This is a genomic window from Halobaculum sp. CBA1158 (genome assembly GCF_021431925.1).
Lineage (GTDB): Archaea > Halobacteriota > Halobacteria > Halobacteriales > Haloferacaceae > Halobaculum.
Map to the genome: position 1 here is coordinate 1,031,036 of NZ_CP090371.1, position 25,602 is coordinate 1,056,637.

Genomic DNA, 25,602 nt, shown 5'->3' on the forward strand with positions numbered 1-25,602 from the left:
CAGGATGGTGTCGAGGTAACGAATCATGGTAACGAAAGAGGAAGTTCTCGAAGAATACGGTCTCGATCAGCTAGATGAATCCCGAAACGTCTCCCTCTCCGAGGAGGAGTTGGAGAACGATTCCAAGGGGCAGCTGATCAAGAAGGCCGGCCAGCTCCGCGACCGACGTAACGAACTCAATCAGATGGCGTCCGAGCGCGCGTCCAAGCGCGACGACCTGAACGCGAAGACTCGCGAGCAGGTCGACGAGGCCCAAGAGCACCGCGAGAAGCGGGACGAGCTCAACGAGCAGGTCCAGGAGCACAAGGAGTCGCGCAACGAGCTGAACGCCGAGGCCAACGAGCTGTTCGACGAGGTCGAGCAGATGAAACAGGACCTCGAGCTCGGCTCGGGTAAATCGATCGAGGAACTCAAAGAGGAGATCGAGGACCTCGAGTTCAAACAGCAGACCGAGGTGCTCGGCACCGACGAGGAGCGCGAACTCATCGAGAAGATCGAGAACAAGCGCGAGAAGCTCGCCGAGAAGAAGGGCAAGGTCGACCAGAGCGGCGAACTCGAGGAGCTCATCGAGGAGGCTGAGGAGGTCCGCTCGGAGGCGTCCAATCACCACCAGAAGGTGACCGAGCTGGCCGACGAGGCCCAGGAGCACCACAACCAGATGATCGAGGCCTACCGCGAGGCCGACGAGATCCGCGACGAGGCCGACGCCATGCACGAGCTGTTCGTGGAGGCGCAGGAGGCCGCCGACCAACACCACGAGGACTTCGTCCGCGTCCAGAAGCGCCTGCGCGAACTGGACAAGGAGGAGGAGGAAGAGAAGAAGGAAGAGCGCGAGGCCAAGATGGAAGAGGAGCGCGAGGAGGCCGAGGAGATCTACCAGAAGTTCAAGGAAGGCGAGACCCTCGACACCGAGGACCTGATGAAGCTCCAGAAGACGGGGCTTCTGTAAGTCCGCAACTCGCCGTTCGACCGACGCACGGGTTCCGTCATCGTTTTCTCTCAGCGCGTCGCCGCCGATCGGAAGCCGCGCCGCTCCCGGTCGCGAGTCGCACCGCTGTCGTTCGGGAGTTGCGTCGCCGGAGGCGAGCGTGCGCTCGGATGACACCCGATCTTATCCCGGATCCGACCCAAGCGCCGCCATGTCGGATTCAGACTCCACCGCTCGCTCCGCCGCGGTCGCGGCCGCCCTCCTCGTCGCCGCGGCGGTCGCGGCCGTCGTCGGCTACCTGTTGTTCGTCGCGTTCCCGGCAGACCTCGCGGACCTGTTCGGCGTCCTGTTGACGCTCGTCGTCGTCGCCGTCGGGGTCAGGCTCGCCTCCGGGGCGCTCTCGCCGCGTTTCGCCGACTATTCCGTCGCCGAGGTGGCCGTCGAGGGACCGATCACCCGCGACGGCGGGACCGGGACGCTCCCGTCGTCGCCGACGACCCCCGGCGCGGACGACGTGGTCGACCAGATCGAGCGCGCCGACGAGGACCCGAACGCCGAGGCGCTGCTGGTGAAGCTGAACACGCCCGGCGGCGAGATCGTCCCCAGCGAGGACATCCGACTCGCGGCCGAGCGCTTCGACGGCCCGACCGTCGGCTACGCGACCGACACCTGCGCCAGCGGCGGCTACGCGATCGCCGCCGGCTGCGACGAGCTGTGGGCCCGTGAGGGGAGCGTCGTCGGCTCGATCGGCGTCATCGGCTCCCGGCCGAACGTCAGCGAGTTGGCCGACCGCCTCGGCGTCAGCTACGAGCAGTTCACCGCCGGCGAGTACAAGGACGCCGGCCTCCCGCTGAAGGAGATCGACCCCGACGAGCGGGCGTACCTCCAGGGCATCGTCGACGACTACTACGACCAGTTCGTCGAGCAGGTCGCCGCCGGCCGCGACATGGAGGAAGAGGCCGTCCGCGATACCGAAGCCCGGGTGTTCCTCGGAACGGAGGCGCACGAACGCGGCCTCGTCGACGGGCTCGGGGACCGCGAGGCAGTCCTGGATCGCATCGAGGAACTGACCGGTCGTGAGGCCGTCGTCGAGGAGTTCACGCCCAACCGGGGCGTGATGGCCCGGGTCCGCGGCGGTGCCGCCGCCGTCGCGTACGCCCTCGGCGCGGGCGCGGCCAGCCGGGTCGCCGGCGACGGGGCCGGTCCCGACGACGTTCGCTTCCGCCGGTAAAGCGGGTCCCGCGCTCTGGCTACCCGGTCGCTCCCGCTCTCGCGCACGCGTCGACCGGCTCCGGCCCATGGTGGCCTTTTTCATCCGGGGGGGCCTGCGATCGCACGTGACGACGCTGGTCCTGTGCGTGGACCGTTCGAACGACGTGGGTCGGAAGGCGGGCGTCGAGACCCCGATCGTCGGCTGGGAGGCGGTGCGCTCGCTCGTGACCGACCTAGGACTCGCAGACCCCGAGGACGCTGGCGTCAACTCCCTGCTCGAGTCGCTTCGCGTCGCGCGCGACCTCTCCGACGAGGGCGAGGAATCGGTCGTGGCGGTCGTCTCCGGAGCCGGCGAGTCGGCGGTACGGGCCGATCGGGCGCTCGCCCGCCAACTCGACGAGGTCGTCGCCGCCCGGGAGTTCGACTCGGCGATCGTCGTCATCGACTCGGCGGCCGACGAGCGCGCGGTGCCGATGGTCGAGTCGCGGCTCCCCGTCGACGCCGTCGACCGCGTGGTCGTCCGACAGGCCCGGGACCTGGAGTCGACGTACTACCTCCTGAAGCAGTTCATGGCCGACGAGGAGCTCCGCGAGACCGTGCTGGTCCCGATCGGGATCGGCCTGTTGATCCTCCCGGCGCTTTTGGTGTACGCCTCGCCGGCGGTCGCGCTCGCGGGCGTCGCGACCCTGCTCGGGGCGACGCTGCTGTACTACGGACTGGGCATCGACGACCTGGTCGACGCCGCGCCCGACCGCGCCCGCGAGGCGCTGTACTCCGGCCAGGTGTCGGTCGTGACGTACGTCGCCGGGCTCGGGCTGTCGGTCGTCGGGGCGTTCCTCGGCGTCATCTCCGCGACGCCGGTCACCGACGGCGAGTTCGTCGCCGCGATGCGGTTCACCTACGCGGCGGTCCCGTGGCTGGCGCTGGCGGCGCTGACGGCGTCGTTCGGTCGCCTGCTCGACGAGCTGATCAGAGACGAGGGCGTGCGCTCGCCGTATCTGAACCTCCCGTTCGGCGTCGTCGCCGTCGGCCTGTTGCTCCGCGGGTTCGCCGGGTACTTCCTCGAGCGCGAGGACGGGTGGAGCCAGCTCCGGCTGCTCGGCTACGAACTCGCCCCGACCGAGCGCCTCGCGGTGTTCATCGTCGGAAGCATCGCGCTCGCGCTCGTCGGCGTCCGCGTCGCCTCCAGCGTCACCGACGAGACGCTCGACGACGTCATCGAGGACGCGGGCTCGCCGAACGAGGCGAACCGCGGCGGCGACGGCGGCCGGTAGCGAGCGGCCACCCGAAGCGCAGCGCCCGCGCAGCCCCCGTGCACCGGACGACTCCCTCGATCAGATCCCGGCCCTCTCGGGTTCCATCAGATCCGCGCACCGGACGACTGCTCGCGCTTCGGGCGGACCACGTCCGCCAGCGCGACGAGCACGCCGAACAGCCAGCCGACGGGGACGGAGATACCGATCCACATCAGCACGTACGCCGTCCCCTGCAGTTCGAACCGCGCGCGGATCACCTCGCTGATCCCGCCGACTGCGAGCGGACCGTCGAGGATCCACACCGCGAGCGACGTGGTGTTCGGGAATATGACGTCCGCGAGCGCCGGCGAGTACAGCGCCGCCACCACCGGCGGGAGGAGGAAGGCGGTCACGCCCGCCGGGTACGCGATCAGGACGCTCGTCCCCCTCCCCCCGAGGCGCGAGCCACCGACCGCGACCGCGGCGGCGACGGTCGCGACCGCGCCGGCGGCCGCCACGGCGATCAGGCCGCCGGTCGAGAACTCCCGGAGCCACGCGGCGACCGTGAGCAGCCCCCACGCGAGTATCGAGACGAGGACGACGCCGACGACGCCTAGGCGCGTCGCCGCCGAGTCGACGCGCGCGGCGTAAAACCGGGCGGCGAACCCGAACAGCAACAGCGGGTAGCCGACCGCGACGAGCGGGACGCCGAGGGCGGCCCAGAGCGCGTACGCGACCCGCTGGGGACCCGTCTCGGGCGTCCACTTCCCGACGACTCGACCGGGGTCGAGCTGGCGGGGAAACACCAGCTCCATCCAGGTGGCGTGCAGCCGCGCGATGTCGATCCGGACGGCGTCGGCCAACCCCGTCGAGCGTCGTTCCATCGAGCGAGGGAAGCAGCGGACGCCGATTGAAGGTTTCGCTCGCGTCCGCGTCGTCGGGTCGTGCGGTCGTCGGCCGTCGTCGACCGCTATCCGCGACGCGACGCCGGCGACCGGCCGATCAGTTCCAGGGAGCGAACCCGGGGTCGACGCGACGGTCCCTGCGGTCGATGGCGTCGATCGCCGCCACGTCCTCGTCGTCGAGGTCCAGCGCGAGCGACTCCCAGTTGTCGCGGATGTGGCCCTCGCTCGTCGCCTTCGGGATGGCGGTGACGCCCTTCTCGCGGAGCCACGCGAGGCTGACCTGCGCCTCGCTGGCGTCGTGCTTCTCCGCGATCTCGGTCAGCTCGGGCACGTCGAACACCTTGCCGCGCGCCAGCGGCGAGTACGCGACGAGCTCCACGTCGTGTTCGGCACACGCCTCGCGAAGCCTCGTCTGCTGGAGGAGGGGGTGGAGCTCGACCTGGTTGGCGAAGATCGGCACGTCGCTGAGCTCGACGGCCTCCGCGACCTGCTCCGGCTCGAAGTTGGAGATCCCGATCCGGTCGATCAGCCCCTCGTCGTACAGCTCGTTGAACGCCTCCAGGGTGGCCTCGGCGTCGTACTCGCGGGCCGGCCAATGGACGTACATGAGGTCGACGGCGTCGACGCCGAGCCGGTCGAGGCTCTCCTCGGTCGTCCGCCGCACGTCCTCGGGCGCGAGGTTGTCGATCCACACCTTCGTCGCGAGGAACACGTCCTCGCGGTCCACGTCGGCGCGGGCGATGCCGTCGCCGACCTCCGCCTCGTTGCCGTAGATCTGCGCGGTGTCGACGTGGCGATACCCCATCTCCAGGGCCGTTTCGACCGCGTCCCGGCACTCCTCGGGAACGTCGTTCTCCCAGGTGCCGAGTCCGAGCCTCGGCATCCCGTCGGCCGTCGGTACGTCCGCCGCGGCGAGCGTCTGCTGGTCTGTCATCGATCTATCCGTGGCGGCTCGCGCGAAAAGGCGTTGTGGCAGGCGCGGTCGGTGCCGGTATGTGGATCGATCCCACTACTCGATCGCGCCCGGAGTTTCTCCCCTCTCAGCCGATGTAGCGGAGTTCGTCCTCGCTGGGCATCCCGCCGCCGCCGCTCCCCTGCATCTCCTGGATCTTGCCGACGACCTCCTCCATCTCCTCGGCGCGCTCTTCGAGTTCGGAGAAGTCGACTTCGATGTCGAGCAGCGACTGCAGCACCTCCAACACCGCCTGTGCGCTCTTGGGGTCGACGAGGTAGCCGGAGGTCTCGCCCATCAGGCACGCCGCCGGGAGGCCGCGACGGCTGCCGAGGCCGAGCACGAGGCCGGAGACGCCGACGATGCCGCCGGCGGGCTCGTCGGCGCGGAACTCGACGCCGGCGTCCTCGTACTCGTCGCGGTCGGCGGCGTCCGTGAGCGCGCCCAGCACGTCGTACTCGTCGTCCTCGATCAGCTCTCCGGTGGGGACGCCGCCGAGCGCGAACGCGCGCTCGCAGCCGAACTCCTCGGCGACGTCGAGGAACGCCGTCGTCAGGGTGTAGTGGCCCTGGTTGCTGGCGGCCTGGTGATCGCCCGTGAGCACGAGCAGATCGCGCCCGTCGGCGTCGACGTGGTGGAACTGCGCGTGCGTGAGTTCGGCCGCGCCCTCGTCGTCGACGGTCACCTGCGGGGGGAACTCGGTCGTGTAGACGCGCCGCACGAGGTCGCCGTCGAACTCCTCGAGAAGGTGCTCGGCGACGAGCTTGCCGACGTGACCGACGCCGGGGAGCCCCTCGATGAACACCGGGTCCTCGAGGTCGGGGTCGGCGACGGTCTCGATGTCGATGTCGTCCATGCTCGTTGCTGGCGGGCGGGGGAGGTAAAGACGCGTCGGCTCGATCCGGTCGATCCGACGTCGTCGCTCCCGGCAGACGGCGTGCACGCTATCGCTCGGTCGAGGTCGTCGTGGGCGGACGACCGGACCGGCGTTACTCGCCGTCAGTAACGGTCGCGTCGTCGCGGTCACCCGTGTCGTCGCGAGCGCGAAGGCGCGCTCGACGACGGTACTCGCCGTGGGGGTCCTCCGGATTGAACGGCGCGGGCGCGGAGTTGACCGCATCAGCACCGCACTCGGGGCAGGCGTCGCCGAGGGTGTAGACCGGGCGCTCGTGAGCCGTCTCCCACGCCGAACACACCCGGATGTCCGATTTCACGAATCGAGTCCTCGCCGGGGGTTACTCGTCCTCGGTCTCGCGCTCGCGGTGGAAGCCGCCGGTGCCGCCCTTCGCCTCGATCGCCTCGCGGGCGCGCTCGGCGGAGGCCTCGAGTTCGGTCTCGGCGGTCTTGTAGTCGGGTGCGCGGACGCGGATGCGGTACTCGGGGGAGCCGACGTACGACACGTCGAGTTCGATCTCGTCGGGCACCTCGCCGTTGCCCTCGGCGGCCTCCAGCGCCTCGCGCACGTCGTCGACGCCGTCGTGGCCCGGCGACTCCAGGTTGACGTAGCCCGTGACGTTCACGTACGGCACCGAGACGTTCTCGCGGGCGGTCTCGACGATGGCCTCGATCTGCTCGTCGGCGAGGTCGACGTCCTCGAGCGCCTCCTCGCCGTGGATGGCGGCGGCCTCGAAGCCGTCGTACATCGAGCCGAACTCGGCGTACAGCGCCTCCGCGACCGTCGTGTACGTCTCGTCGTCGACGTCCTCGCCGAAGGCGATGCCCATCCAGTTGTCGGCCTTGCGCTCGTTCTTCCACTCCTGGATCTTGTCCGAGCGCTGGTGGTCGTTGACGTCTTTGATCGACAGGTCGATCTGCTGGCTCGACTCGTCCACGTCGAGCACCTTCGCGACGACCCGGTCGCCGACGTTGACGTGGTCGCGGATGTTCTTGATCCACCCGGAGGCGACCTCCGAGACGTGACACAGTCCGCGCTTGTCCTCGTACTCGTCGAGGTCGACGAACACGCCGAAGTCGGCGATCTCGTCGATCTCGCCGACGACGAGTTCGCCCTGCTCGGGCCAGCCGGTGAATTTCATGTCGGAGCGTTACGGACCGAGGCTAATACCGTTTGTCAATCGAGGGGCCGATACCTCGCGGTGCGGGCTGTCGGATTGTCGGGTCGTCGCGTTGTTGGACCGCCGTGTGGGACTGAAACGGGCCGGCAGGAGGGTTCGAGGACGGCCTTTCAGAGGCTAAGCACCACAGAACTCAGCGCCGATCTCCACGACGGGTACCCTTCACTCGAACAGACGGGCAGTCGATACTCGACCGAAGAACGACCTCAGCGGCTCTGCTGAATACGCACCGCGAATCAGTTATCGATCGGCCGCCACCGCCGGTCGCGATAAGTGGCGGTGACTGTCCCACGTTCTCTCAGATTGCGGGCTACTCGAGGCTGTACTCGTTTGACCAGTAGGCGATGAGTGGGACACCGAGGAGGGTCGGCCAGAGCCACGCCGACACGCCGATCAGCGGCGTCAGATTGACCGCCGAGACCGCACTGACCGTCGCGATGAACGCGGCGATCATCCGCTGGAGGTGGCTTACCATCCACTCGTCCGTCCCGTCGCTGCGAAACGCTCGGATGTCGATCGCGCCGAACGCGATCCCGATCGCACCGAACACCGCCATCACGATCCCGAACGACCGCCCGTCGAGATACCAACCGAGGCCCCACACGCCCAGGACGAGACAGGCGAGAACGACCGACCCCGTCGCGATCCAGTCGATCGAGTGTGTCCGATCGCTCGGTCGCTTCCGGGAGAGCGCCCGATACCCCGAGAACGCGAGGTAGCCGCTGAAGACCGCGACGAGCGTGAGAACGATCCGGAGGGTTGTCGGATCGAACGCCAGCAGGACGAACACGGTCGCAACGACGACGCCCATCGCCAGCAGGAACACCGTCCCGGCCGTGCGATGTCGCGTCCCCCCCTTGGCCGTCACGAGCGCACCGACTCCGGCGAAGACGGCGACCGCTCCCGCGGCGACGTGCAGCCAAAGCGTCCACGCTTCGACTGCCGCCATATCGACACCTGTGGCGGGTATTTAACTAAAGGTGTGGGAATTTCAGAGTGATACCGTTCGTTCGGTATGAGCCCTCGATAGATACGCACGCAACTCGTCTCCACTATGGGGGGTCAACCGAGCCGAGGGCATCGCCACTCCGCACCGACGAGAAACCGCGAACCGCAGAAGCCGACGTTACCGCGCTTCGACGGTCTCGACGACCTCGCCGGCGAACTCCGCGTCGCCGCCGGTGGGTCGGGCCAGCGTCGTCCCGCAGACGGCGCAGTTGACCTCGGTGGACGCCTTGCCGAAGACGACCTGCTCGTTCTCGCAGTCCGAACACGCGACGCGGAAGAAGCTCCCTGCCATACTTACTCCTGGAAGGTGAGCCGACCGGCGCGCCATCCCTCGCGCATGTGGGCCTTGCCGCAGTCGCCGCAGCGGTACTTGAGGTGGGTCTTCTTGGTCGGCTTGTCGCCACCGGGCACCTTCGAGAACTTGCCGGCGTTCCCGATGACGGACGTGCCGCGGGCCTGCTGGCGGTCGGTCCACTTCATGCCGGTCTGGCGGCCGGTTCGGACCTTCTCGACCTCGTGTTCGTGGTGAGCGTTGCAGTGCGGACAGTACGTGTTCATCCGGCGTGGCATCTCCATAGCGGGATCTCCTCTTGCCAGCGACTACTGTGTGGGCGCTTAAAACCCATACGGTACGGTGGCGACCGCGTGGGATTCGGTCGCACGGTCCGGTGGGTGGATCGGGCGTCCGCGACGGTCGCGACCGCGACTCAGTACTTCGGGTCCGCGCCCGAGACCTCGTACAGTTCGTCCATCAGGTCGTCGCGCCGCTCGCGCCAGCCCTCGAAGCCGCCGACGCGGGTCGGGTAGCGGTCGTAGTGCTCCTTCAGTCGGCCGGCGATATCGCGGACCTCGTACAGCTCCCACAGCGTCCCCCAGTGGCCGTACGTCTCGACGAGCGTCCGCAGCTTCAGCCGGAGGCTCATTGAGGTCTCGCCTTTCGTCATCGCGTTCAGGAGCTGCTGGCCCGGCAGCGCCGCGACGATGTCGGTCAGCTCGTCCACCTCGTGGGCCGTGCCCCAGACGTTGTACACGTCCATCGCGGCGAAGCGCTTCCCGAAGTCCGTCATCACGTCGTGGTTGTACGTCCACAGCCGTTCCTCCGTCGTGTCGCCCTCGACGACCGCGTCGATGGCGCGCTTGATCGCCCAGTGGGCGGACTTGGCCGCGCCGGGGATGCCGCCGCCCGTCGTGGGGTTGACGTGGCCGGCGGCGTCGCCGACGGCGACGAAGCCGTCCGCGACCGCCGAGTCGTACGGCCGGCGGGTCGGCAGCGCCGCGCCCAGCTTGTCCTTCACGGTCGCGCCCTGGAACTCCGGTCGCCGTCGCATGTCGCGCTTGAGTACCTCGACGAGCTTCATCGGCGGCTCGGTCATCTGGAAGCCGAGGCCGGCGTTGATCTCGGTGCCCGTGCGCGGGAAGTACCAGAGGTAGCCCAGTTCCTCCGTCGGCTTGAACACGATCGCGTCCTCGTAGTCGACGGGCTCGGGCACCTCGACGACCTCGCGGTAGGCCGAACAGAACTGCGAGTAGGAGACGTTCGTATCGAAGGTGGCGTCGTCGAAGTCGCCCTTGTCCTGGAGGATCGACAGCGCGCCGGCGGCGTCGACCGTGAGCTCGGCGTCGTAGGCGACCACCTCGCCGTCGCGGGTGGCCCGAACGCCGGTGACGGTCCCGTCGTCGTCCTGCGTCACGTCCTGGACGACGGTGTCGTAGTGGATCTCCGCGCCGGTTCGTTCGGTCTCCTCGAGGATCACCTCGCCGTAGCGCTTGCGGTCGATCACGGCCCCGGCGTCGGCGAACGGCACGTCGAGTTCCTCGCCGGTCTTGGGGTTCTCGAACACCGCCCGGCTGATGCTCTGGTTCGTGAACGACTCCTCGCGGAGGTAGTCGAGGTCGATCACGTCCGGGAACGTCGATTTTCCCTTGATCGCGTCACCGCAGGCGATGTGCCCGGCCTCCTCCTCGGGCTTTCGCTCGAGAATGACGACGTCGAGCCCCTCGCTGGCGGCCGTCGAGGCGGCGAAGGCTCCCGCCGTGCCCGCGCCGACGACGACGATATCGTACGAGTTCGCTGCCGCAGACATTGTCTCCCCTTTCGGATCGGCCCCCAAAAAAGGCGCGTATCCGCCGCGTGGGGTGTGTCCGCGGGCTCGGCTCGGCCCGCGGCCAGCAGTCTCCGTCGATCGCTCTCGGGGTCAGACGGCCTCGGGGTCGGCGTCGCCGCGGGGGAACCGCGATTCGACGACTGCGAACGTCAGCGTCGAAAGCACGCCCAACAGCGTCCCCGCGGTGAGCGCGAACGCCAGTCTGGTGAGCGACAGCGGCTCGACGCCGAGCGCCGGGAGCCGCGGCAGGAAGTACCCCGACAGGCCGTACAGCACGACCGCGATCGCGACGACGTAGAAGGGGGCGTTCAGGTACCGCCAGCGGAACCGCTCGGCGAGGTACTCGTCGGTCACCTGCCCCAGCGAGGACGTGATCCCCGCGGCCGCGGCCCACTGGACGGCCGCGTGGACGAACGCGGCGGCCGACTGCGTCGGCGAGAGCCCGGCGGACCCCGCGGCGTCCCGCGCGGCCGCGAGCGCCTCGTACCCCTGTACGCCGCCGATGACCAGCAGCGCGATCGCCACCAGATAGGTGACGATCGTCACCCGGCCGGCGTACAGACCGCTGCGGACGCGCTCTGCGATCCCGTCGACGGTCTCCTCCAGACCGAGCCCGCGCCACAGCGAGTACAGCCCCAGCAGCGTCGACAGCCCGCCGACCACGACCGCCCCCGGGAGGTCCAACATCCCGGCGATGACCGAGAAGGGATAGACGAGCAGCAGCACCCCTAGTGGGATGAGGATCGTCCCGCGGGTCTCGGGGTCGTCGAGCACCTGTTTCATCGTGTAGTAGATCGACTCCAGGTCCTGCGCCTGCCGAACGACGACCCGACGGACGCCGTCCAGGGGGACTCGCGAGCGGATCACAGGGAGGACGGACTCGTCTTGTGCCCCGTCGGTGATCACGATCGCGCGGACCTCCTCGCCGGTGGACAGCGCCGCGAGGACGGTGTCGATCTCCTCGCCGACCGCGCGGTTCGCCTTCACGTCGCCCTCGTCGACGCCGGTGACGGCCGCGACGGCGACCTCCTCGTCGACGGTCGGGTCGGCCAGCAGGTCGTCGTAGGCGTTGATCGCCTGGAACAGCACGTTCACGTCGGAGTCCTCCGGGTCGGCGGTCGCGAGCTTCACCGCCGCCTCCTCGACGGCGTCCCGACCGACGACCGGCGTGCGGACGCCGGTCTTGCGGCCGAGGTCGTCGTCGAGGTCGACGGGGAGGACGAGGATCATTGCCGTGCGGCGCGTTGTCGCTCCGGGTATATCTGCCTTCGGGCGATCATCGGGATCGGTCGGTGTCGGTGGGTCGGTTGGTGTCGGTGGGTCGGTTGGTGTCGGTGGGTCGGTTGGTGTCGGTGGGTCGGTCGATACCGTCGGATCGGGAGACTCTAGCACGTGGACGGCTCCAACCACGGCGACCCCGGTGTCGACCGCGAAAGCCCCCACGGCCGTGGACTCGGTGCGACCGCTGCGCTCCTCAGTCGCTCCCTTCGGTCGCTCCCTGCGGTGCTTGTCGGTTCGCGCCGTCGTCCACGGCCGTGGCCCCTTTCAGTCCCACCCGACCGCGACCGCACCCCTTCCTCCCCAGCCGACTCGCCTCGCTTGCTCGCGGCCTCGCTGCGCTCGACCGCGCGCCGCTCGGCTCGTCCCTCGCACGCTTCCGGCGGGCACGGAGGCCCGCCGGCGCGCGCCACCGCCTGGTACGGTTCGCGCACACCGTACAACGGGCTACGGCGCTCGGCCCGTCAGATCCACGGGCGGGAATGAAAGGGGCCGCGGCTCTCGGGGAAGCACGACCCCGCAAGCACCGCAACGAACGGAGTGAGTGAGGAGCGCAGAGCGGGTCGCGCGAGCCGAGCGCCGCGGGGGCTTTCGGGAACTGTGACGAGTCGATCCCGACCGAGTTTCCGACGATACCGCACCCCGATGGTCGCAGGAACCGACGCAGTCAACACGCCGCCAGCGAAACCAACGACCAACGACCATGAGAGCGGCGCTCGTTATCCTCGACGGCTGGGGGCTCGCAGACCACGACCGGCGCGACGCCGTGCGGGCCGCCGACACCCCGAACTTCGACCGACTCAGGGACGCCGGCGCGTTCGGGACGCTCACCGCCTGGGGGCGCGACGTGGGGCTCCCGGACGACCAGATGGGCAACTCCGAGGTCGGCCACATGAACATCGGCGCGGGCCGAACCGTCTACCAGGAGTACACCCGGATCAACGACGCGATCGAGGCCGACGAGTTCGTCGAGGGCACCGCCATCGGCCGGGCGTTCGACCGCGCCGCCGCCAGCGACGGCCGCGTCCACCTCCTCGGCCTCGTCAGCGACGGCGGCGTCCACAGCGATCAGGCGCACCTCCACGCGCTGATCGACGCCGCCGCCGACAGGGGGGTCGAGGCGGTCACCCACGCCTTCACCGACGGCCGCGACACAGCGCCGAAGTCCGGGCGGGACTTCCTCGCGAGGCTCGACGCCCACGCCGTCGACCGCGGCACCGGCGACGCCGCGACCGTTTCCGGGCGCTACTACGCGATGGACCGCGACCGCAACTGGGAGCGGACGAAGCGGGCCTACGACGCGATCGTGAACCGCGAGGCCGACCACGCCGCTCCCTCGGCGGTCGCGGCTGTCGAGGACAGCTACGAGCGCGGCGATACCGACGAGTTCGTCGAGCCGACGACGATAGACGGCGAGCCGGGGATCGAGGACGGCGACGGCGTCGTGTTCTTCAACTTCCGCGCCGACCGCGCCCGTCAGCTCACTCGGATGCTCGCCGACATCGACCCGGAGCCGTGGGAGGCCGAGGGGATCGAGACGAGCCCGCCCGACGCGGAGCTCGTGACGATGACCGAGTACGACGAGGAGTTCGGGCTGCCGGTCGCGTTCCCGCCCACACAGCCAGAGGACACCCTCGGCGAGGTACTCTCCGGTGCGGGGCTCACGCAGCTCCGGATGGCCGAGTCCGAGAAGTACGCCCACGTCACCTACTTCCTCAACGGCGGTCGAGAGGTAGAGTTCGACGGGGAGGTTCGTCGGATCGTCGAGTCACCGGACGTGCCCACCTACGACGAGACGCCGGAGATGAGCGCCGTCGAGCTCACCGACACCGCGATCGACGTGATCGACGCCGAGGACCCCGACGTGCTCGTACTCAACTACGCGAACCCGGACATGGTCGGCCACACCGGCGACTTCGACGCGGCCGTCGCCGCCGTGGAGGCCGTCGACCGCGAACTCGGTCGCCTCGCCGAGGCGGTCCGCGCCGCCGGCGGCCACCTGCTGGTCACGGCAGACCACGGCAACGCCGACGACATGGGGACCCCCGAGGATCCCCACACGGCTCACACGTTCGCGCCGGTGCCGTTCGTCTCGGTCACGGCCGAGAGCGACGCCGGCGGGATGCGGATCCGAGAGGGCGGGTCGCTGATCGACATCGCGCCGACGCTGCTGTCGCTCGTGGGCGTCGCTCGGCCGGAGTCGATGACGGGCGAGTCGCTGCTGGTCGAGCGGTAGGAAAGCCGAACCCGGACCGCTACCTCACGCCGAGAGCATCCGGTCGGCGGTCACGACGCGGACGCTCGTGGGCCGTTTCACGTACTCGCCCTCCGCCTCGGCGACGACCTGGGCGACGCCGCGCTGGGCGGCCACGTCGAGCAGGCGCTGGGAGAGCTGCCCGTCGAGCACGAGCGCGACCGCCGAGCCGTCGCTCTCGGAGACCGCCTCGAACGCGTCGGCCGCGGGGACTTCCCTGACGACGCCGTACTCTGAGTCGAGGAGGCGCGCGCGGTTCGACCCGCCGGCGACGACCTCGCGGGCGTGTTCACGGAGCGTCGACGCCTCGCCGGTGTCACCGGAGCCGTCGGCGTCAGCGGGGTCGTCTGATTCGGCGGAGCCGACGGACTCGGTTGAATCGACGGGCTCGACGGAGTCGTCGGCGTCGTCGGATTTGACGGCGTCGTCGGAGTCGACGGGCTCCGGCGTCCCGGGCGATTCCGGGGTCTCGGTCGTCGCCGGCGCGTCGGCCGCCGAGTCGCCGGCGTCGGCGTCGGGCGCGGGTTGGGTGCTCCCGTCGGTCGCTGCGACCGTCTCGACCGCGTCCGGGTCGCCCCGTTCCGGGGTCTGTTCGCTCCGCTCGGCCCCGGAGTCGTCCCGAGTCGCGCCGTCCGAGTCCGACCCGTCGCCGTTGCGGCGCGCGTCGGCCCCGTCGGCCCCGTCGGCCCCGTTGCGATCCGATCGTCCCGACGCGTCCGCCCCGTCGCCGTCGAATCCGCCGACTCCGTCGAGGTCGACGGACTCGAACGGCACCTTCTCGCGGAGGGCGGCCATCAGCTCGTGGCGCGACAGGTCCTCGACCGACCGGCCCTCGGGCGCGAACGCGACGTAGTCCACCTCGCCCACCTGCGCGAGCTCTCTGAGGATGAGTTCGCCGCCGCGGTCGCCGTCGAGGAACGCGGTGACGGTGCGCTCGCGGGTGAGATCCGCGATCTCGTCCGGGACGTTGGTCCCCTCGACGGCGACCCCGTTCTTGATCCCGTACTTGAGCAGCGAGAGCACGTCCGCGCGCCCCTCGACCACGATGACGGCGTCGGAGTCGTGGACGCGCGGCCCGGCGGGGTACTCTCGGTACTCGTCGATCCGCTCGACGCGGTTGGCCTCGCGGACCTCCGTGAGGATCTCCGCGGAGTTCATCACCGAGTCGTCGAAGGAGTCGGCGAGCAGCTCCTTCGCGCGCTCGACGACCTCCCGGCGCTGGGCCGCCCGCATGTCCTCGATCTCCGTCACCTCGACGCGGGCCTCGCAGGGTCCCACGCGGTTGATCGACTCCAGGCTCGCCGCGAGGATGGAGGTCTCCACCTTGTCGAGGCCGGAGGCGATGGTGATCTCGCCGAAGCTCTGTCCGTTCTCGCTGTCGATTCGAACGTCGATGCGACCGATCTTGGAGGACTGCTGGAGGTCCCTGAGATCCAGCTCGTCGCCGAGCAGGCCCTCCGTCTGTCCGAACACGGCACCGACCACGTCGCTGCGTTCGACGACGCCGTCGGCCGTGATCCGCGCGTGAATGAGGTATTTTGCTGTGTCGTCCATGTGAATCCCCTCCCGGGGTGTGATGGTGATGTGAAGGTGGCGTGCGCCACCGGGCGATATATAAGGTCTACGGGGTGGATATAGCTGTCGTCAGACGGCCGTCGCGACTCGCCCGGCGAGCGGTGGATCGATCGACCTCATTCCGAAAGCATCGATCGAACGATCACTCCATCGTCGGATCGGAAGCTCGAAAGAGCCATACTTCTCCGGTCCATTACGCCGATACCCATCGATTCGACCGCACGAATCCGCGGTCGGAATCTCATCATGAACGAGGACCACCCACAGGCGCTGTTCGACCAGGCGACGATGGCGCGGCGGGCGCGCGACGACGACACGCCGGACTGGCTGACCCGCCACTTCGAGACGTTCACCGGGGCGCTCACCGGCGATCGAGACGGCACGCCGTTCCCGTGTCACTTCGGGACGAACGCCGTCGACCGCGGCGACCTGCTGTACACCGCGGTCCCGTCGTTCACGGACCCCGAGGCGCTGTTCGCCTTCCGGGACACCCTGCTCGAGTACCTCGAGACCTACCGGGACCACGCGGAACTCGCGCCGCTCGTGACGTTCTTCGCGCCCCCCGAGGAGGGCGTCGACGCCCTCGCTGAGGCCGACTGGCACGAGGCGCTGTGGCACGTCCTCCAGTTCCTCCACGTCAACGACACCGAACCGTGGCCCGCGGACGTGCCGACCGACCCCGACGACCCCTACTGGGAGTTCTGCTTCGGCGGGGAGGCGATGTTCCCCACCTGCCGCGCGCCGTTCTACGACGACCGGAAGAGCCGCTACTGCCCGGTGAGCCTCGAGATCACGTTCCAGCCCCGGACGGTCTTCGAGGGCCTCACCCACGACACCGAGGCCGGCGCGCACGCCCGTGAGGTCATCCAGGACCGTCTCGGGGAGTACGACGGCGTCTGTCCGCACGCCGACCTGGGCGACTACGGCGTCGAGAGCGACCGCGAGTGGCGGCAGTACCTCTTCTCGGCCGACGAGTCGCAGTTCCCCGACGAGTGCCCGCTGACCGTGACGCCGGAGGTGACCGCCCTCGACGCCGGCACGCCCGGTCCGGGCGTCGGAGCCGACTGATGGCCGATCTCCCCGCGCTCCTGTTGATCGACTTCCAGACCGGGTTCGACGACCCCGCCTACGGCGAGCGCAACAACCCCGGCGCGGAGGCGAACGCGGCGCGACTCCTCTCGGCGTGGCGCGAGCGCGACGGCCCCCGCTTCCACGTCCGTCACGACTCGACGGAGCCCGACTCGCCGCTCCGCGGCGACGCGCCGGGGTTCGGGTTCAAAGAGGCGTTCGTCCCCGACGCCGGCGAACCCGAGGTCGTCAAGCAGGTCAACTCGGCGTTCGTCGACACCGATCTCGAGGCACGACTGCACGAGGGCGGTCACGACCGGCTGGTCGTCGCCGGACTCACCACCGACCACTGCGTGTCGACGACGACTCGGATGGCCGAGAACCTCGGGTTCGCGCCGACGGTCGTCACCGACGCGACCGCGACGCACGCCCGGACGGGGCCCGACGGCGAGTCGTTCGATCCGGAGACGGTCCACCGGACGGCGCTCGCACACCTCCGCGGGGAGTTCGCGTCGCTGGCGACGACCGACGAGGTGCTGGCGTCGCTGTCGGCCGAGTGACCGTCGGAGAGCGGTTCGAGACTGGCCCGGTCGACGAGTCGCCGTTCAGCCGTCGTAGCTGATGAACTCCGCGGCGTCGTCGGCGAACGCGACGGCGTCCGGGCCGAACGAGTCGGCGTAGCGCACCACCAGCGCGATGAGCACCTCGGGCCGGGTGACGCGGTAGCCGCCGTCGGTGTCGAGTAGCCCGGCCTCGGCGAGGTCGCCCGCGTGCGTCGAGACGGTCGGCCGCGACACGCCGAGCGCGCGGGCCAGGTCCGCACCCGAGGCCCCCGGGTCGCGAAGCAGACCGAGCAGCATCCCTCGCGGGGTGTCGCGTCGGAGGTAGCCGAGCGCGCGCCGCTGGAAGGCCGAGAAGCGCCCCGCCGGGAAGTAGCGCCGGTAGTCGCCGTCCTTCCGGGAGGTCACCTCCTCGGCGGACTCCAGGTGCCGCAGGTGGTGTTGGGTCTCGCCGGTCGCCAGCGAGAGGTCGTCCCGGAGCTTCGAGAAGTGGGCTCCGGGCGTCGTCGCGAGGTAGCCCCGGATGGCGTCGCGGGCGGCCGAGTCGTCGCCGTCGGCGGCCGCGGCCGTGCCGCTGGTCGCCAGCGACGTAGCCGTGCCCAGCGCCGCGAAGCGACGGAGCGTGGCGCGCTTGTCCGGATCGACCTCGCGTGTCACGACCGCTGATAGCCAGGTAGCACGCAAAAGCGTTCCGTTATGTCAACCGGTGACAAGGTGGAATCCGACAGACAGCGAGCCTGCAACAACGCGGACGCCGATCGGTCACCGAGCGCCGGTCGATCGACGACCGACCGTCGTCGCCGGCCGTCGTCGACGGGTCAGCTACTCCGTCTCGGTTTCGGGTTCGGCGGCCGCACCGTCGTCGGTCTCGGCGTCGGCGACGGCTTCGTCGGCCGACGCGATCGTGTCCTCGGAGTCGGCGTCGGCGACGACCTCGTCGGCTGACTTGATCGAGCCGCCGATGTCGCCCTCCTTCACGGCGGCGGCCTCCTGTTCGAGCGCCTCGGTGTCCATCTGGGCGGCCTCGTCGATCTCGCCGAGGATGTCCTCGATGTCGTCGAGCCCGAGCATCTCGCGGGTCTCGCTGTCGAAGTCGAGCGAATCGAGCCCCTCGGAGTCCTGCACGTCCGAGCCGGTCAGCTGCTTGCCGTAGCGGCCGACGAGGCTCGTGAGCTCCTGCGGGAGGATGAACGTGGAGGAGTCGCCCTGGCCGATGCGCTCGAGCGTCTCCATTCCCTTGTCGATGATGGCGCGCTCGCCCATCGACTCGGCGGACTTCGCGCGGAGGACGGTGGAGATGGCGTCACCCTGCGCCTCCAGGATCTGGCTCTGCTTTTCACCCTGCGCGCGGATGATGTTCGACTGCTTCTCACCCTCGGCGGACTCGACGGCGGAGCGCCGCTCACCCTGCGCCTCGAGGATCATGGCGCGGCGACGGCGCTCGGCGGAGGTCTGCTGCTCCATCGCCTGCTGGACGTCCTTCGAGGGATTGACCTCGCGCACCTCGACGGACTCGACGCGGATCCCCCACTCGTCGGTGGGCTCGTCGAGTTCCTTCCGGATGCGGGCGTTGATCTCCTGGCGCTTGTTCAGCGTGTCGTCCAGTTCCATGTCGCCCAGCACGGCGCGAAGCGTCGTCTGCGCGAGGTTGGAGACGGCGGTCTTGTAGTCCTCGACCTCCAGGAACGCCTTCTTGGCGTCCATCACCTTGATGTAGACGACGGCGTCGGCGGTCACCGGGGAGTTGTCGCGGGTGATCGCCTCCTGACGGGGCACGTCGAGGGTCTGCGTCCGCATGTCGAAGGTGTACGTCCGCGAGACGAACGGCGGGACGACGTTGATACCCGGTTCGAGCAGCTTTCGGTACTCGCCGAACACAGTGAGCGCCTTCTTCTCGTAGGCGTCGACGATGACGATCGCCTGATAGACGGCGACGATCGCGACGAGCAGAAACAGCAGCCCGATCGTCGCGGCACCGACGCCGGCGAACTGGAGTGGTACGAGGACCATGCCCGCAATCTTCGACCGACGGGGCATAAGGGTTCGGCCGCTTTCGCCTGCGACTGCCGGACGGTGGCGGGGTCGGTGGCGCGGTCGCCGACGCTGAATCGAGGTGTCAGGGGATCCTGGCGGGCGGTAGGAAGTGGGCGAGTCGGACGGATCTGACTGGCGGTAGGGATCCGTCGCCCGCCGCCGTCACTCTCGCTCGAACTCGCGTTCGCCGGCGGCGTTCTCGTCGTCTCCGCCGGTCGCGACCTCGTCGGCTCCGGACTCGGACCGCTCGGCCTCGGATCGACGGTCGCGAGCGAGTTCCCGGTCGATGTCGTCGACCCCGCCCGACAGCGACTCGACGGTGACGACGTTGCCGCCGCCCGGATCGACGACCATCACCTCCGTGCCCACGGGGATCTCGCCGTCGACCGACCGGGCGGAGTAATGCGGGCTGAAGCCGCCCTGGTCGAGCTTCACCTCGCCCCCGGTCGGCGTGACCGTCTCGGTGACGCGGCCCGTCTCCCCTCGAAGCGACTGGGAGTCGGAGGTCTGTGCTTGCCCCTTTCCGCCGTAGAAGTCGAACTCGTGGTAGGCGTAGTACGCCAACGCGCCGAACACGAGGACGAGCAGGCCGAGGACGAACGGGCCGAGCACGACACCGAGGACCGGTCCCAACGCGAGGCCGACGAGCCCCGCCGCCAGCAGCGCGACGCCGATGACGACGAAGTGCGCGCCGGGGGCCAGCGCCTCCGCGATCGACAGCGCCAGCCCCGCCGCTATCAACAGGAGCGGAAGCGTCTCGGGGGCGACGAGCCCCGACTGAAGCAGCATGGGCGATCCTCGGGGGCGCGGGGGTTAAAGGGTCACCGAGAGGACGAACAGGAGCGTCCCGAGCACGCCGGCGACGACGAACAGCGCGTTCTCGGCGTCGACGGACTCCGGCTCGATGGGGGGCCGTTCGGGCCCGTCCGGCTCGGCATCGGGACCGACCTCGTCGAGCGCGAACCGCCACTCGTCGCCGGCGTCGTCGGCGTCGTCCCCGACGGTCGCGGCGTCCGTGGCGTCGTCGCCGGCGTTCGGGTCGCGTCCGGCGTCGGTTGGCATGGTACCGGGTTGCCGACGCGCGGGTAAAGAGGTGTCGTCGGAGGCTCCCGGTCGACCTCGTCGGACCGGAGACGCCGACTCGCCGTTACTGCCGGCGTCCGTGGCCGATCACGTCGCCCTCGTAGACGACGCCGCGCTCGCCGTCGACGGTGACGACGGTGTCGTCCGCGACAGCGGAGGAGAGGGTCGCTCCGGAGATCATCGGAACCCCGACCTCGCGAGCGACGAGGGCGGGATAGCCAGTCATCCCCGATCGCGCGTCGACGACCCCCGCCAGCCGGTCGGTGTCGCCGACGAACTCGGCGTCGAACCCCGGCGGGAGGTACGCGATCCCGCCGTCGGGGAACGCCGAGAGGTCGCCGTCGGGGACCCGCGCGAGGGGGCCGACCGCGCGGCCGCCGACGACGTGGCGGCCGGTCGCGACCGTCTCGGCGGCGACGTGGAGCTTCAGGGTATTCGTCGTGTTCGTCCCCTCCAGTTCGGTCATCATGCCGGAGAGCACGACCAGCGTGTCGCCGGACTCGGCCGCGCCGGCCTCCAGCGCCGCTGTGACCGCCGAGTCCATCACCTCCTCGATGCTCGCGGAGTAGTCGGCGTACATCGGCCGCACGCCCCACGAGAGCGCGAGCTGTCGACGCACCCGGTTGCTGGGGGTCGTCGAGACGATCGGAACTCCGGGACGGAACTTCGCGGTCTTGCGGGCGGTGTACCCCGACTCGGAGGCGGCGACGATCGCCGCGGCGTCGGTGTCGCGGGCGAGAAACCGGGCCGAGCGCGCCAGCGGCTCCGTCCGCGATCCCGTCTCCGCCAGCGGGACGCGCTCCTCGCGTGTCTCGGCGTACTCGGCGCTGGTCTCCACCTGCTGGACGATCCGGTCCATCGTCTCGACGACCCGGACCGGGTGGTCGCCGATCGCGGTCTCCCCGGAGAGCATCACGGCGTCCGTCCCGTCGAGGACCGCGTTCGCGACGTCGGATGCCTCCGCGCGCGTCGGGCGGCGCGAGCGGACCATCGAGTCGAGCATCTCCGTGGCGGTGATGACGGGGGTCCCCGTCTCGACGCACTTGCGGATGATGCGCTTCTGGATCATCGGCACGTCCTCGAGGGGACACTCGACGCCGAGGTCGCCTCGGGCGACCATCACGCCGTAGGCGGCGTCGACGATCCCCGCGAGGTTCTCGACGGCGTCGGCGCGCTCGATCTTCGCGACGACCGGCACGTCGCCGGCACCGCGCTCCTCCAGCGCGTCTGCGACGGCGTACACGTCGCCGGCGTCTCCGATGAACGAGGCGGCGACGAAGTCGACGTCGTGGTCGGCCGCCAGGTCCAACTCGCGCTCGTCGCGCTCTGTGATCGTCGGCAGACCGAGGTCGACGCCCGGGACGTTCACGCCCTTGCGCGAGCCGAGTTCGCCCCCGGAGTCGACGCGGGCGACGACGCCCTCGTCGCCGACGCGGATCACCGTCGTCTCGATGCGGCCGTCGTCCAGGAGCACGCGGTCGCCGGGCGCAGCCGCGGAGAGCCCGTTGTTCACGCCGATCTCCGCGGGCGTGGCGTCGTCGCCCTCGACGAACCGCACCTCGGAGTCGGTCGCGACGTCGATCGGTGCGTCGAGTTCGGCGGTTCGGACCTCCGGTCCCTGGAGGTCGAGCATCGCCGCCAGCGGCTCCGCGGTCGCGTTGTCGACCGCCCTGATGCGGTCGATCACCTCCCCCCGGTGTGCTGTGTCGCCGTGGCTCGCGTTGAGCCTGGCGACCGACATACCGGCGTCCGCGAGCGCCCGGATCGTCCCCCGGTCGTCGGAGGCCGGCCCGAGCGTGCAGACGATCTTGGCTCGTCGTATGGTCATACCCCGAGTTCTGCGTCGCCGCGTATAAAATATCGTGAACGGAACTCGGACGCGAGTGAACTGTTGACCCACCGGACAGCCGTCGTCCCACCCCAGAGGTCGTCGGTCTCTCGTCGGGCGACGGTCGTCGCGCTACCGGGTGACCATCCAGGTCGTCCCGGAGGAGTAGCCCCACTTCTCCACGTCGATGTCGCCGGCGGCGTCGGCGACGGCGGCCATGTTCGCGCCCACCTCCTTCGCTGAGAGTCCGAGTTCCTCGGCGATGAGTCGGGACTTGAAGTACGTCCGCTCGCCGGCGTGATCGCGGAGGTACGAGAGGATGCGTCCCTGCTTGTCGCTCAGGTTCCCCCTCGAGGCGTCCACGCTGTCTGACTGGTCGACGGCGGTGCTCGCGCTCATACAGCGGTCCACGTACCGGCCATCAATAGGGAGTTTGGTACGCGGGGTTAACACCGCGCAGTCGTGCGATCGTCGCGCGATTTGCGGTCCGCAACGCAGCCGTTGGCTCCCCCGGCGGTACGGTCGCCTAACACCGTGGATCCGGACCGGTGACCCAACCGGTGACCGGCGACCCAACCGGTGACCGGCGACCCAACCGGTGACCGGCGACCCAACCGGTGACCGGCGACCCCCAACCGGCGACACCCAACCGTCGACCGGCGACTGACGGATCCGGGGTCCGGAAACCGTCGGGGTCCGCCCGACAGCCCCAGTCGAGACTGCTTCGCGTCGAACGGGAAGTACAGAAGGTTCTTATTCGGGCGAGCGCCACCGAGTGGGTAATGAGCGACCCGGACGGTGACTCCGCGAGCGCCGACGGCGACACCGCCGACACCGACGGCACCGACGCAAGCGGAGCCGCCGACGGGGTCCGCGTTAGCGTCGTCCTCCCGGCGTACAACGAGGAGGACACCATCGAGTCGACCGTTCGGACGACCGTCGAGGCGCTGGAGGGGTTCCTTCCGCGCGACGCGTTCGAAGTCATCGTCGCCGAGGACGGCTGTGACGACCGGACGCCCGAGATCGCCGACCGGCTGGCCCAGGAGGACGTCCGGGTCAAGCACTTCCACAGCGACCGCAGGCTCGGTCGCGGGGGGGCGTTGGCGCTCGCGTTCGAGCGCGCCGCCGGCGACACCCTCGTCTACTTCGACACGGACCTCGCGACGGACATGCGTCACCTGGAGGAACTGGTGGCCCAGATCGAACGCGACGGCTACGACGTGGCGACCGGATCGCGGTGGATGCCGGGCGACGAGGCCGACCGGCCGGCCAAGCGCGGCGTCCCCTCGCGAGGATTCAACGCCCTCGTCCGGACGATGCTGGGGTCGCGGCTGCGCGACCACCAGTGCGGATTCAAGGCGCTGTCGCGAGAGGCCTTCGAGGAGCTGAACGACGCTGTGGAGGACAAGCACTGGTTCTGGGACACCGAACTGCTCGTGCGCGCTCAGCGGCGCGGCATGCGCGTCGCCGAGTTCCCCGTCGACTGGGAGCCGAAGGGCGACTCGAAGGTCGACCTCGTGCGCGACGTGTTCGGCATGGGCAGTCAGATCCTCCGGCTGTGGTGGCAGCTGTCGGTGTCGCCGCGGATCACCCGGCGGAGAACCGTCGCCGCCGGCGTCGCCCTGACGGTGGCCGCGCTCGCGCTGATGACGGTGTATCTCGATCCCTCGGCCGTGCTCGATGCGTTCCGCGACGCCGACCCCGTGCCGGTGGCGGTCGCGACCGTCGTGTACGTCCTCTCGTGGCCGCTGCGGGGGCTTCGCTACCGCGACATCCTGGACGAGCTCGGCTATCGCGAGCGCGTGAGCTTCCTCACGGGCGCGGTGTTCATCAGCCAGACCGGGAACCTCGTGTTCCCCGCACGCGCCGGCGACGCCGTCCGCGCGTACGTGCTGAAGGCCCGCCGCGGGATCCCGTATCCGACGGGGTTCGCGTCGCTGGCGGCCGAGCGCGTGTTCGACTTACTCACGATCACAGCGATGGCGGGGGCCGTGCTCGCGGGGCTGCTCGCGACCGACGGGACCGGCGCGCTCGCGGCGGCCGTCTCGACGAACGTCCCCGGGGTCCCGCCCAGCGCGATCGCGAGGGCGATGCAGGTCTCGGCCCTCATCGGCGTTGTCGCCGTGCTCGCGCTGCTGTTCATCGTCGCCACCGCCCGAAGCGACCGCAACTACGTCCGCGACGTGATCGCCCGCTTCTCGGAGGACAGCTACGTCGAGTACGTCGTCGGCGTGGTCGAGGAGTTCGCCGCCGGCGTCCAGACCGTGGCCGGCACCCGTGAGTCGTTCCTCCGCGTGGGCGGCGTCTCGGTGATCGTGTGGACGCTCGACGTGATCACTGCGCTGCTCGTGCTCTCGGCGTTCGGCGACGCCACGGCGGCGATGACGACGACCCAGCTCGTCGTCGTCGGCTTCTTCGCCGTCTCCGTCGGCAACCTCGCGAAGGTGCTCCCGCTGTCGCCCGGCGGCGTCGGCCTGTACGAGGCGGCGTTCACCGTGTTCGTCGTCGGCCTCGGCGGCGTCCCCGCGGCGGTCGCGTTCGCCGCGGCGGTGCTCGACCACGGCGTGAAGAACCTCGTCACGGTCATCGGCGGCGTCGCGTCGATGATCGGATTCAACGTCTCGCTCACCGCCGCCGTCGACGAGACCGACGAGATCGACGAGTCCGAGACGGACCTCGAAGGCGCGGAGTTCACCGGCGACGACTGACGCTCCCGCGAGGATCAGATCTCTCGAGAGCGTGGATCGCCGCCGACCGCGAGAGCGAGAGTCCCCACCGACCGCGACCGCGTCACTCGTACAGACCGGTGACGAACGGTCCGAGCGCGCCCGCGACCGCGGTCCGGAGCGCGTCGGTCCGGTCGACGCCGCCGGCGGTGAGCGCCCCCGCCGCGCCCTGTCGACGCGCCACGTCTGACTCCCCGAGCACGTCGTCCATCACCGGCCCCAACTCCTCGCCGTCGCGGACGCGGTCGCCGATGGACGCCGGTAGCGCCAGCGACGGGCCGGCTCCGAGGCCGAGGCGGTCGCCGTCGCTGACGGCGGCCCACATCACGAGGAACAGGGTGTCGTCGCCGGCGACGGCGGACTCGCCGCCCTCGACGGCCGGTCCTCCACCCTCGGCCGCCGACCCGTCGCCGTCGAACGCCGCGACGCCTCCCTCGATCCCGACGCCGAGGTCGTACGCTCCGTCGCTCGACAGGACCGCGTTCGCGCGGTTGACCGCACCCTCGCGGGTCTCAGCGGTTCCCCGCGGCTGTTCGGCGACGCCCGAGGGGACGGGATGCGCCTCGACGACCGTCTCGTCGATCGTCTCGCCGACCCACTCCACGTCCGTCACCGCTCGCTCGGTCGCCGCGCGCTTCACCGGGTTGCCGGAGCCGACGCCGATCTGCATGGCCGGACGTTCGCGCGGTCGGACCTGTGTCTTGCCTTTCCGGTCCGTGTCTTGCTTTCCGGTCCGTGTCTTGCTTTCCGGTCCGTGTCTTGCCCTTCTGGCGACG

General features: G+C 69.9%; 25 protein-coding genes. 7 read left to right on the forward strand and 18 right to left on the reverse strand.

Annotated features, from left to right (window positions below):
* The first annotated feature begins 25 nt into the window (after positions 1-25).
* The 3 genes from Hbl1158_RS05465 (at position 26) to Hbl1158_RS05475 (ending at position 3,414) form a co-directional block, all read left to right on the forward strand.
* The gene (locus Hbl1158_RS05465) at positions 26-949 is read left to right on the forward strand and encodes a coiled-coil protein (protein WP_234299048.1); all 924 of its coding nucleotides are present in this window, start codon (positions 26-28) and stop codon (positions 947-949) included.
* A 190-nt stretch (positions 950-1,139) separates the two neighbouring features.
* Positions 1,140-2,159, forward strand: coding sequence for a signal peptide peptidase SppA (gene sppA, locus Hbl1158_RS05470; RefSeq protein WP_234299049.1), 1,020 nt, complete (start codon positions 1,140-1,142; stop codon positions 2,157-2,159).
* A gap of 106 nt (positions 2,160-2,265) precedes the next feature.
* Positions 2,266-3,414 carry a DUF373 family protein gene (locus Hbl1158_RS05475; RefSeq protein WP_234299050.1) on the forward strand — a complete coding sequence of 383 codons (1,149 nt, stop codon included), beginning with the start codon at positions 2,266-2,268 and terminating at the stop codon, positions 3,412-3,414.
* A gap of 86 nt (positions 3,415-3,500) precedes the next feature.
* Here Hbl1158_RS05475 and Hbl1158_RS05480 read toward each other — a convergent pair whose 3' ends face one another.
* From Hbl1158_RS05480 to Hbl1158_RS05525, 10 genes are all read right to left on the reverse strand, one after another.
* Positions 3,501-4,259 (reverse strand): hypothetical protein, encoded by a 759-nt coding sequence (locus tag Hbl1158_RS05480; protein WP_234299051.1) that lies wholly within the window; start codon positions 4,257-4,259, stop codon positions 3,501-3,503.
* A gap of 118 nt (positions 4,260-4,377) precedes the next feature.
* Positions 4,378-5,163: an aldo/keto reductase gene (locus Hbl1158_RS05485; RefSeq protein ID WP_234299479.1), complete on the reverse strand. Its 786-nt coding sequence runs from the start codon at positions 5,161-5,163 to the stop codon at positions 4,378-4,380.
* 157 nt (positions 5,164-5,320) lie between these two features.
* Positions 5,321-6,088, reverse strand: a complete 768-nt coding sequence (locus tag Hbl1158_RS05490; RefSeq protein WP_234299052.1) for a proteasome assembly chaperone family protein — start codon at positions 6,086-6,088, stop codon at positions 5,321-5,323.
* A 133-nt stretch (positions 6,089-6,221) separates the two neighbouring features.
* Positions 6,222-6,446: an RNA-protein complex protein Nop10 gene (locus Hbl1158_RS05495; protein WP_234299053.1), complete on the reverse strand. Its 225-nt coding sequence runs from the start codon at positions 6,444-6,446 to the stop codon at positions 6,222-6,224.
* A gap of 21 nt (positions 6,447-6,467) precedes the next feature.
* On the reverse strand, positions 6,468-7,268 hold the full coding sequence (locus Hbl1158_RS05500; protein ID WP_234299054.1) for a translation initiation factor IF-2 subunit alpha: 801 nt from the start codon (positions 7,266-7,268) through the stop codon (positions 6,468-6,470).
* Positions 7,269-7,617: 349 nt separating this feature from the next.
* On the reverse strand, positions 7,618-8,256 hold the full coding sequence (locus tag Hbl1158_RS05505; RefSeq protein ID WP_234299055.1) for a hypothetical protein: 639 nt from the start codon (positions 8,254-8,256) through the stop codon (positions 7,618-7,620).
* A 177-nt stretch (positions 8,257-8,433) separates the two neighbouring features.
* The gene (locus Hbl1158_RS05510; RefSeq protein WP_234299056.1) at positions 8,434-8,607 is read right to left on the reverse strand and encodes a 30S ribosomal protein S27e; all 174 of its coding nucleotides are present in this window, start codon (positions 8,605-8,607) and stop codon (positions 8,434-8,436) included.
* Positions 8,608-8,609: 2 nt separating this feature from the next.
* Positions 8,610-8,891, reverse strand: coding sequence for a 50S ribosomal protein L44e (locus Hbl1158_RS05515; RefSeq protein WP_073306840.1), 282 nt, complete (start codon positions 8,889-8,891; stop codon positions 8,610-8,612).
* A 131-nt stretch (positions 8,892-9,022) separates the two neighbouring features.
* Positions 9,023-10,399: a geranylgeranyl reductase family protein gene (locus tag Hbl1158_RS05520; protein ID WP_234299057.1), complete on the reverse strand. Its 1,377-nt coding sequence runs from the start codon at positions 10,397-10,399 to the stop codon at positions 9,023-9,025.
* A 111-nt stretch (positions 10,400-10,510) separates the two neighbouring features.
* A complete protein-coding gene (locus tag Hbl1158_RS05525) occupies positions 10,511-11,650 on the reverse strand; it encodes a DUF373 family protein (protein WP_234299058.1) in 1,140 nt (379 codons plus the stop codon).
* Positions 11,651-12,401: 751 nt separating this feature from the next.
* Here Hbl1158_RS05525 and gpmI point away from each other — a divergent pair.
* On the forward strand, positions 12,402-13,934 hold the full coding sequence (gene gpmI, locus Hbl1158_RS05530) for a 2,3-bisphosphoglycerate-independent phosphoglycerate mutase (protein ID WP_234299059.1): 1,533 nt from the start codon (positions 12,402-12,404) through the stop codon (positions 13,932-13,934).
* A 24-nt stretch (positions 13,935-13,958) separates the two neighbouring features.
* Here the strand turns inward: gpmI and dnaG are convergent, their stop codons facing one another.
* Positions 13,959-15,506: a DNA primase DnaG gene (gene dnaG, locus Hbl1158_RS05535; RefSeq protein ID WP_234299060.1), complete on the reverse strand. Its 1,548-nt coding sequence runs from the start codon at positions 15,504-15,506 to the stop codon at positions 13,959-13,961.
* Positions 15,507-15,773: 267 nt separating this feature from the next.
* Between dnaG and Hbl1158_RS05540 the strand changes: the two genes are divergently transcribed.
* Both Hbl1158_RS05540 and Hbl1158_RS05545 read left to right on the forward strand, forming a co-directional pair.
* Positions 15,774-16,595, forward strand: coding sequence for a YqcI/YcgG family protein (locus Hbl1158_RS05540; RefSeq protein ID WP_234299061.1), 822 nt, complete (start codon positions 15,774-15,776; stop codon positions 16,593-16,595).
* Positions 16,595-17,155 carry a cysteine hydrolase family protein gene (locus Hbl1158_RS05545; RefSeq protein WP_234299062.1) on the forward strand — a complete coding sequence of 187 codons (561 nt, stop codon included), beginning with the start codon at positions 16,595-16,597 and terminating at the stop codon, positions 17,153-17,155. Before Hbl1158_RS05540 ends, Hbl1158_RS05545 begins: the two co-directional genes overlap by 1 nt.
* 45 nt (positions 17,156-17,200) lie before the next feature.
* On the opposite strand, the gene Hbl1158_RS05550 is transcribed toward Hbl1158_RS05545, so the two are convergent.
* The 6 genes from Hbl1158_RS05550 to Hbl1158_RS05575 form a co-directional block, all read right to left on the reverse strand.
* Complete coding sequence (locus Hbl1158_RS05550) at positions 17,201-17,812, reverse strand: MarR family transcriptional regulator (protein ID WP_234299063.1); 612 nt, start codon at positions 17,810-17,812, stop codon at positions 17,201-17,203.
* 165 nt (positions 17,813-17,977) lie between these two features.
* Positions 17,978-19,165, reverse strand: coding sequence for an SPFH domain-containing protein (locus Hbl1158_RS05555; protein ID WP_234299064.1), 1,188 nt, complete (start codon positions 19,163-19,165; stop codon positions 17,978-17,980).
* 186 nt (positions 19,166-19,351) lie between these two features.
* Positions 19,352-19,978 (reverse strand): NfeD family protein, encoded by a 627-nt coding sequence (locus Hbl1158_RS05560; protein ID WP_234299065.1) that lies wholly within the window; start codon positions 19,976-19,978, stop codon positions 19,352-19,354.
* Between the two features lie 24 nt (positions 19,979-20,002).
* On the reverse strand, positions 20,003-20,251 hold the full coding sequence (locus Hbl1158_RS05565) for a hypothetical protein (RefSeq protein ID WP_234299066.1): 249 nt from the start codon (positions 20,249-20,251) through the stop codon (positions 20,003-20,005).
* A gap of 85 nt (positions 20,252-20,336) precedes the next feature.
* Positions 20,337-22,094: a pyruvate kinase gene (pyk, locus tag Hbl1158_RS05570; RefSeq protein WP_234299480.1), complete on the reverse strand. Its 1,758-nt coding sequence runs from the start codon at positions 22,092-22,094 to the stop codon at positions 20,337-20,339.
* Positions 22,095-22,232: 138 nt separating this feature from the next.
* Positions 22,233-22,499, reverse strand: a complete 267-nt coding sequence (locus tag Hbl1158_RS05575; RefSeq protein ID WP_234299067.1) for a hypothetical protein — start codon at positions 22,497-22,499, stop codon at positions 22,233-22,235.
* A gap of 383 nt (positions 22,500-22,882) precedes the next feature.
* Between Hbl1158_RS05575 and Hbl1158_RS05580 the strand changes: the two genes are divergently transcribed.
* Complete coding sequence (locus Hbl1158_RS05580; protein ID WP_234299068.1) at positions 22,883-24,808, forward strand: flippase-like domain-containing protein; 1,926 nt, start codon at positions 22,883-22,885, stop codon at positions 24,806-24,808.
* Positions 24,809-24,890: 82 nt separating this feature from the next.
* Here Hbl1158_RS05580 and Hbl1158_RS05585 read toward each other — a convergent pair whose 3' ends face one another.
* Positions 24,891-25,496: an inosine/xanthosine triphosphatase gene (locus Hbl1158_RS05585; RefSeq protein ID WP_234299069.1), complete on the reverse strand. Its 606-nt coding sequence runs from the start codon at positions 25,494-25,496 to the stop codon at positions 24,891-24,893.
* Positions 25,497-25,602 lie beyond the last annotated feature (106 nt).

Bases quoted from the DNA above. Each gene is read 5' to 3' on its own strand.
- Hbl1158_RS05465 (WP_234299048.1), top strand. From the start codon at position 26: ATGGTAACGAAAGAGGAAGTTCTCGAAGAATACGGTCTCGATCAGCTA.
- sppA (WP_234299049.1), top strand. From the start codon at position 1,140: ATGTCGGATTCAGACTCCACCGCTCGCTCCGCCGCGGTCGCGGCCGCC.
- Hbl1158_RS05480 (WP_234299051.1), bottom strand. From the start codon at position 4,259: ATGGAACGACGCTCGACGGGGTTGGCCGACGCCGTCCGGATCGACATC.
- Hbl1158_RS05485 (WP_234299479.1), bottom strand. From the start codon at position 5,163: ATGCCGAGGCTCGGACTCGGCACCTGGGAGAACGACGTTCCCGAGGAG.
- Hbl1158_RS05490 (WP_234299052.1), bottom strand. From the start codon at position 6,088: ATGGACGACATCGACATCGAGACCGTCGCCGACCCCGACCTCGAGGAC.
- Hbl1158_RS05500 (WP_234299054.1), bottom strand. From the start codon at position 7,268: ATGAAATTCACCGGCTGGCCCGAGCAGGGCGAACTCGTCGTCGGCGAG.
- Hbl1158_RS05505 (WP_234299055.1), bottom strand. From the start codon at position 8,256: ATGGCGGCAGTCGAAGCGTGGACGCTTTGGCTGCACGTCGCCGCGGGA.
- Hbl1158_RS05510 (WP_234299056.1), bottom strand. From the start codon at position 8,607: ATGGCAGGGAGCTTCTTCCGCGTCGCGTGTTCGGACTGCGAGAACGAG.
- Hbl1158_RS05515 (WP_073306840.1), bottom strand. From the start codon at position 8,891: ATGGAGATGCCACGCCGGATGAACACGTACTGTCCGCACTGCAACGCT.
- Hbl1158_RS05520 (WP_234299057.1), bottom strand. From the start codon at position 10,399: ATGTCTGCGGCAGCGAACTCGTACGATATCGTCGTCGTCGGCGCGGGC.
- Hbl1158_RS05525 (WP_234299058.1), bottom strand. From the start codon at position 11,650: ATGATCCTCGTCCTCCCCGTCGACCTCGACGACGACCTCGGCCGCAAG.
- gpmI (WP_234299059.1), top strand. From the start codon at position 12,402: ATGAGAGCGGCGCTCGTTATCCTCGACGGCTGGGGGCTCGCAGACCAC.
- dnaG (WP_234299060.1), bottom strand. From the start codon at position 15,506: ATGGACGACACAGCAAAATACCTCATTCACGCGCGGATCACGGCCGAC.
- Hbl1158_RS05540 (WP_234299061.1), top strand. From the start codon at position 15,774: ATGAACGAGGACCACCCACAGGCGCTGTTCGACCAGGCGACGATGGCG.
- Hbl1158_RS05545 (WP_234299062.1), top strand. From the start codon at position 16,595: ATGGCCGATCTCCCCGCGCTCCTGTTGATCGACTTCCAGACCGGGTTC.
- Hbl1158_RS05555 (WP_234299064.1), bottom strand. From the start codon at position 19,165: ATGGTCCTCGTACCACTCCAGTTCGCCGGCGTCGGTGCCGCGACGATC.
- Hbl1158_RS05560 (WP_234299065.1), bottom strand. From the start codon at position 19,978: ATGCTGCTTCAGTCGGGGCTCGTCGCCCCCGAGACGCTTCCGCTCCTG.
- Hbl1158_RS05565 (WP_234299066.1), bottom strand. From the start codon at position 20,251: ATGCCAACCGACGCCGGACGCGACCCGAACGCCGGCGACGACGCCACG.
- Hbl1158_RS05575 (WP_234299067.1), bottom strand. From the start codon at position 22,499: ATGAGCGCGAGCACCGCCGTCGACCAGTCAGACAGCGTGGACGCCTCG.
- Hbl1158_RS05580 (WP_234299068.1), top strand. From the start codon at position 22,883: ATGAGCGACCCGGACGGTGACTCCGCGAGCGCCGACGGCGACACCGCC.
- Hbl1158_RS05585 (WP_234299069.1), bottom strand. From the start codon at position 25,496: ATGCAGATCGGCGTCGGCTCCGGCAACCCGGTGAAGCGCGCGGCGACC.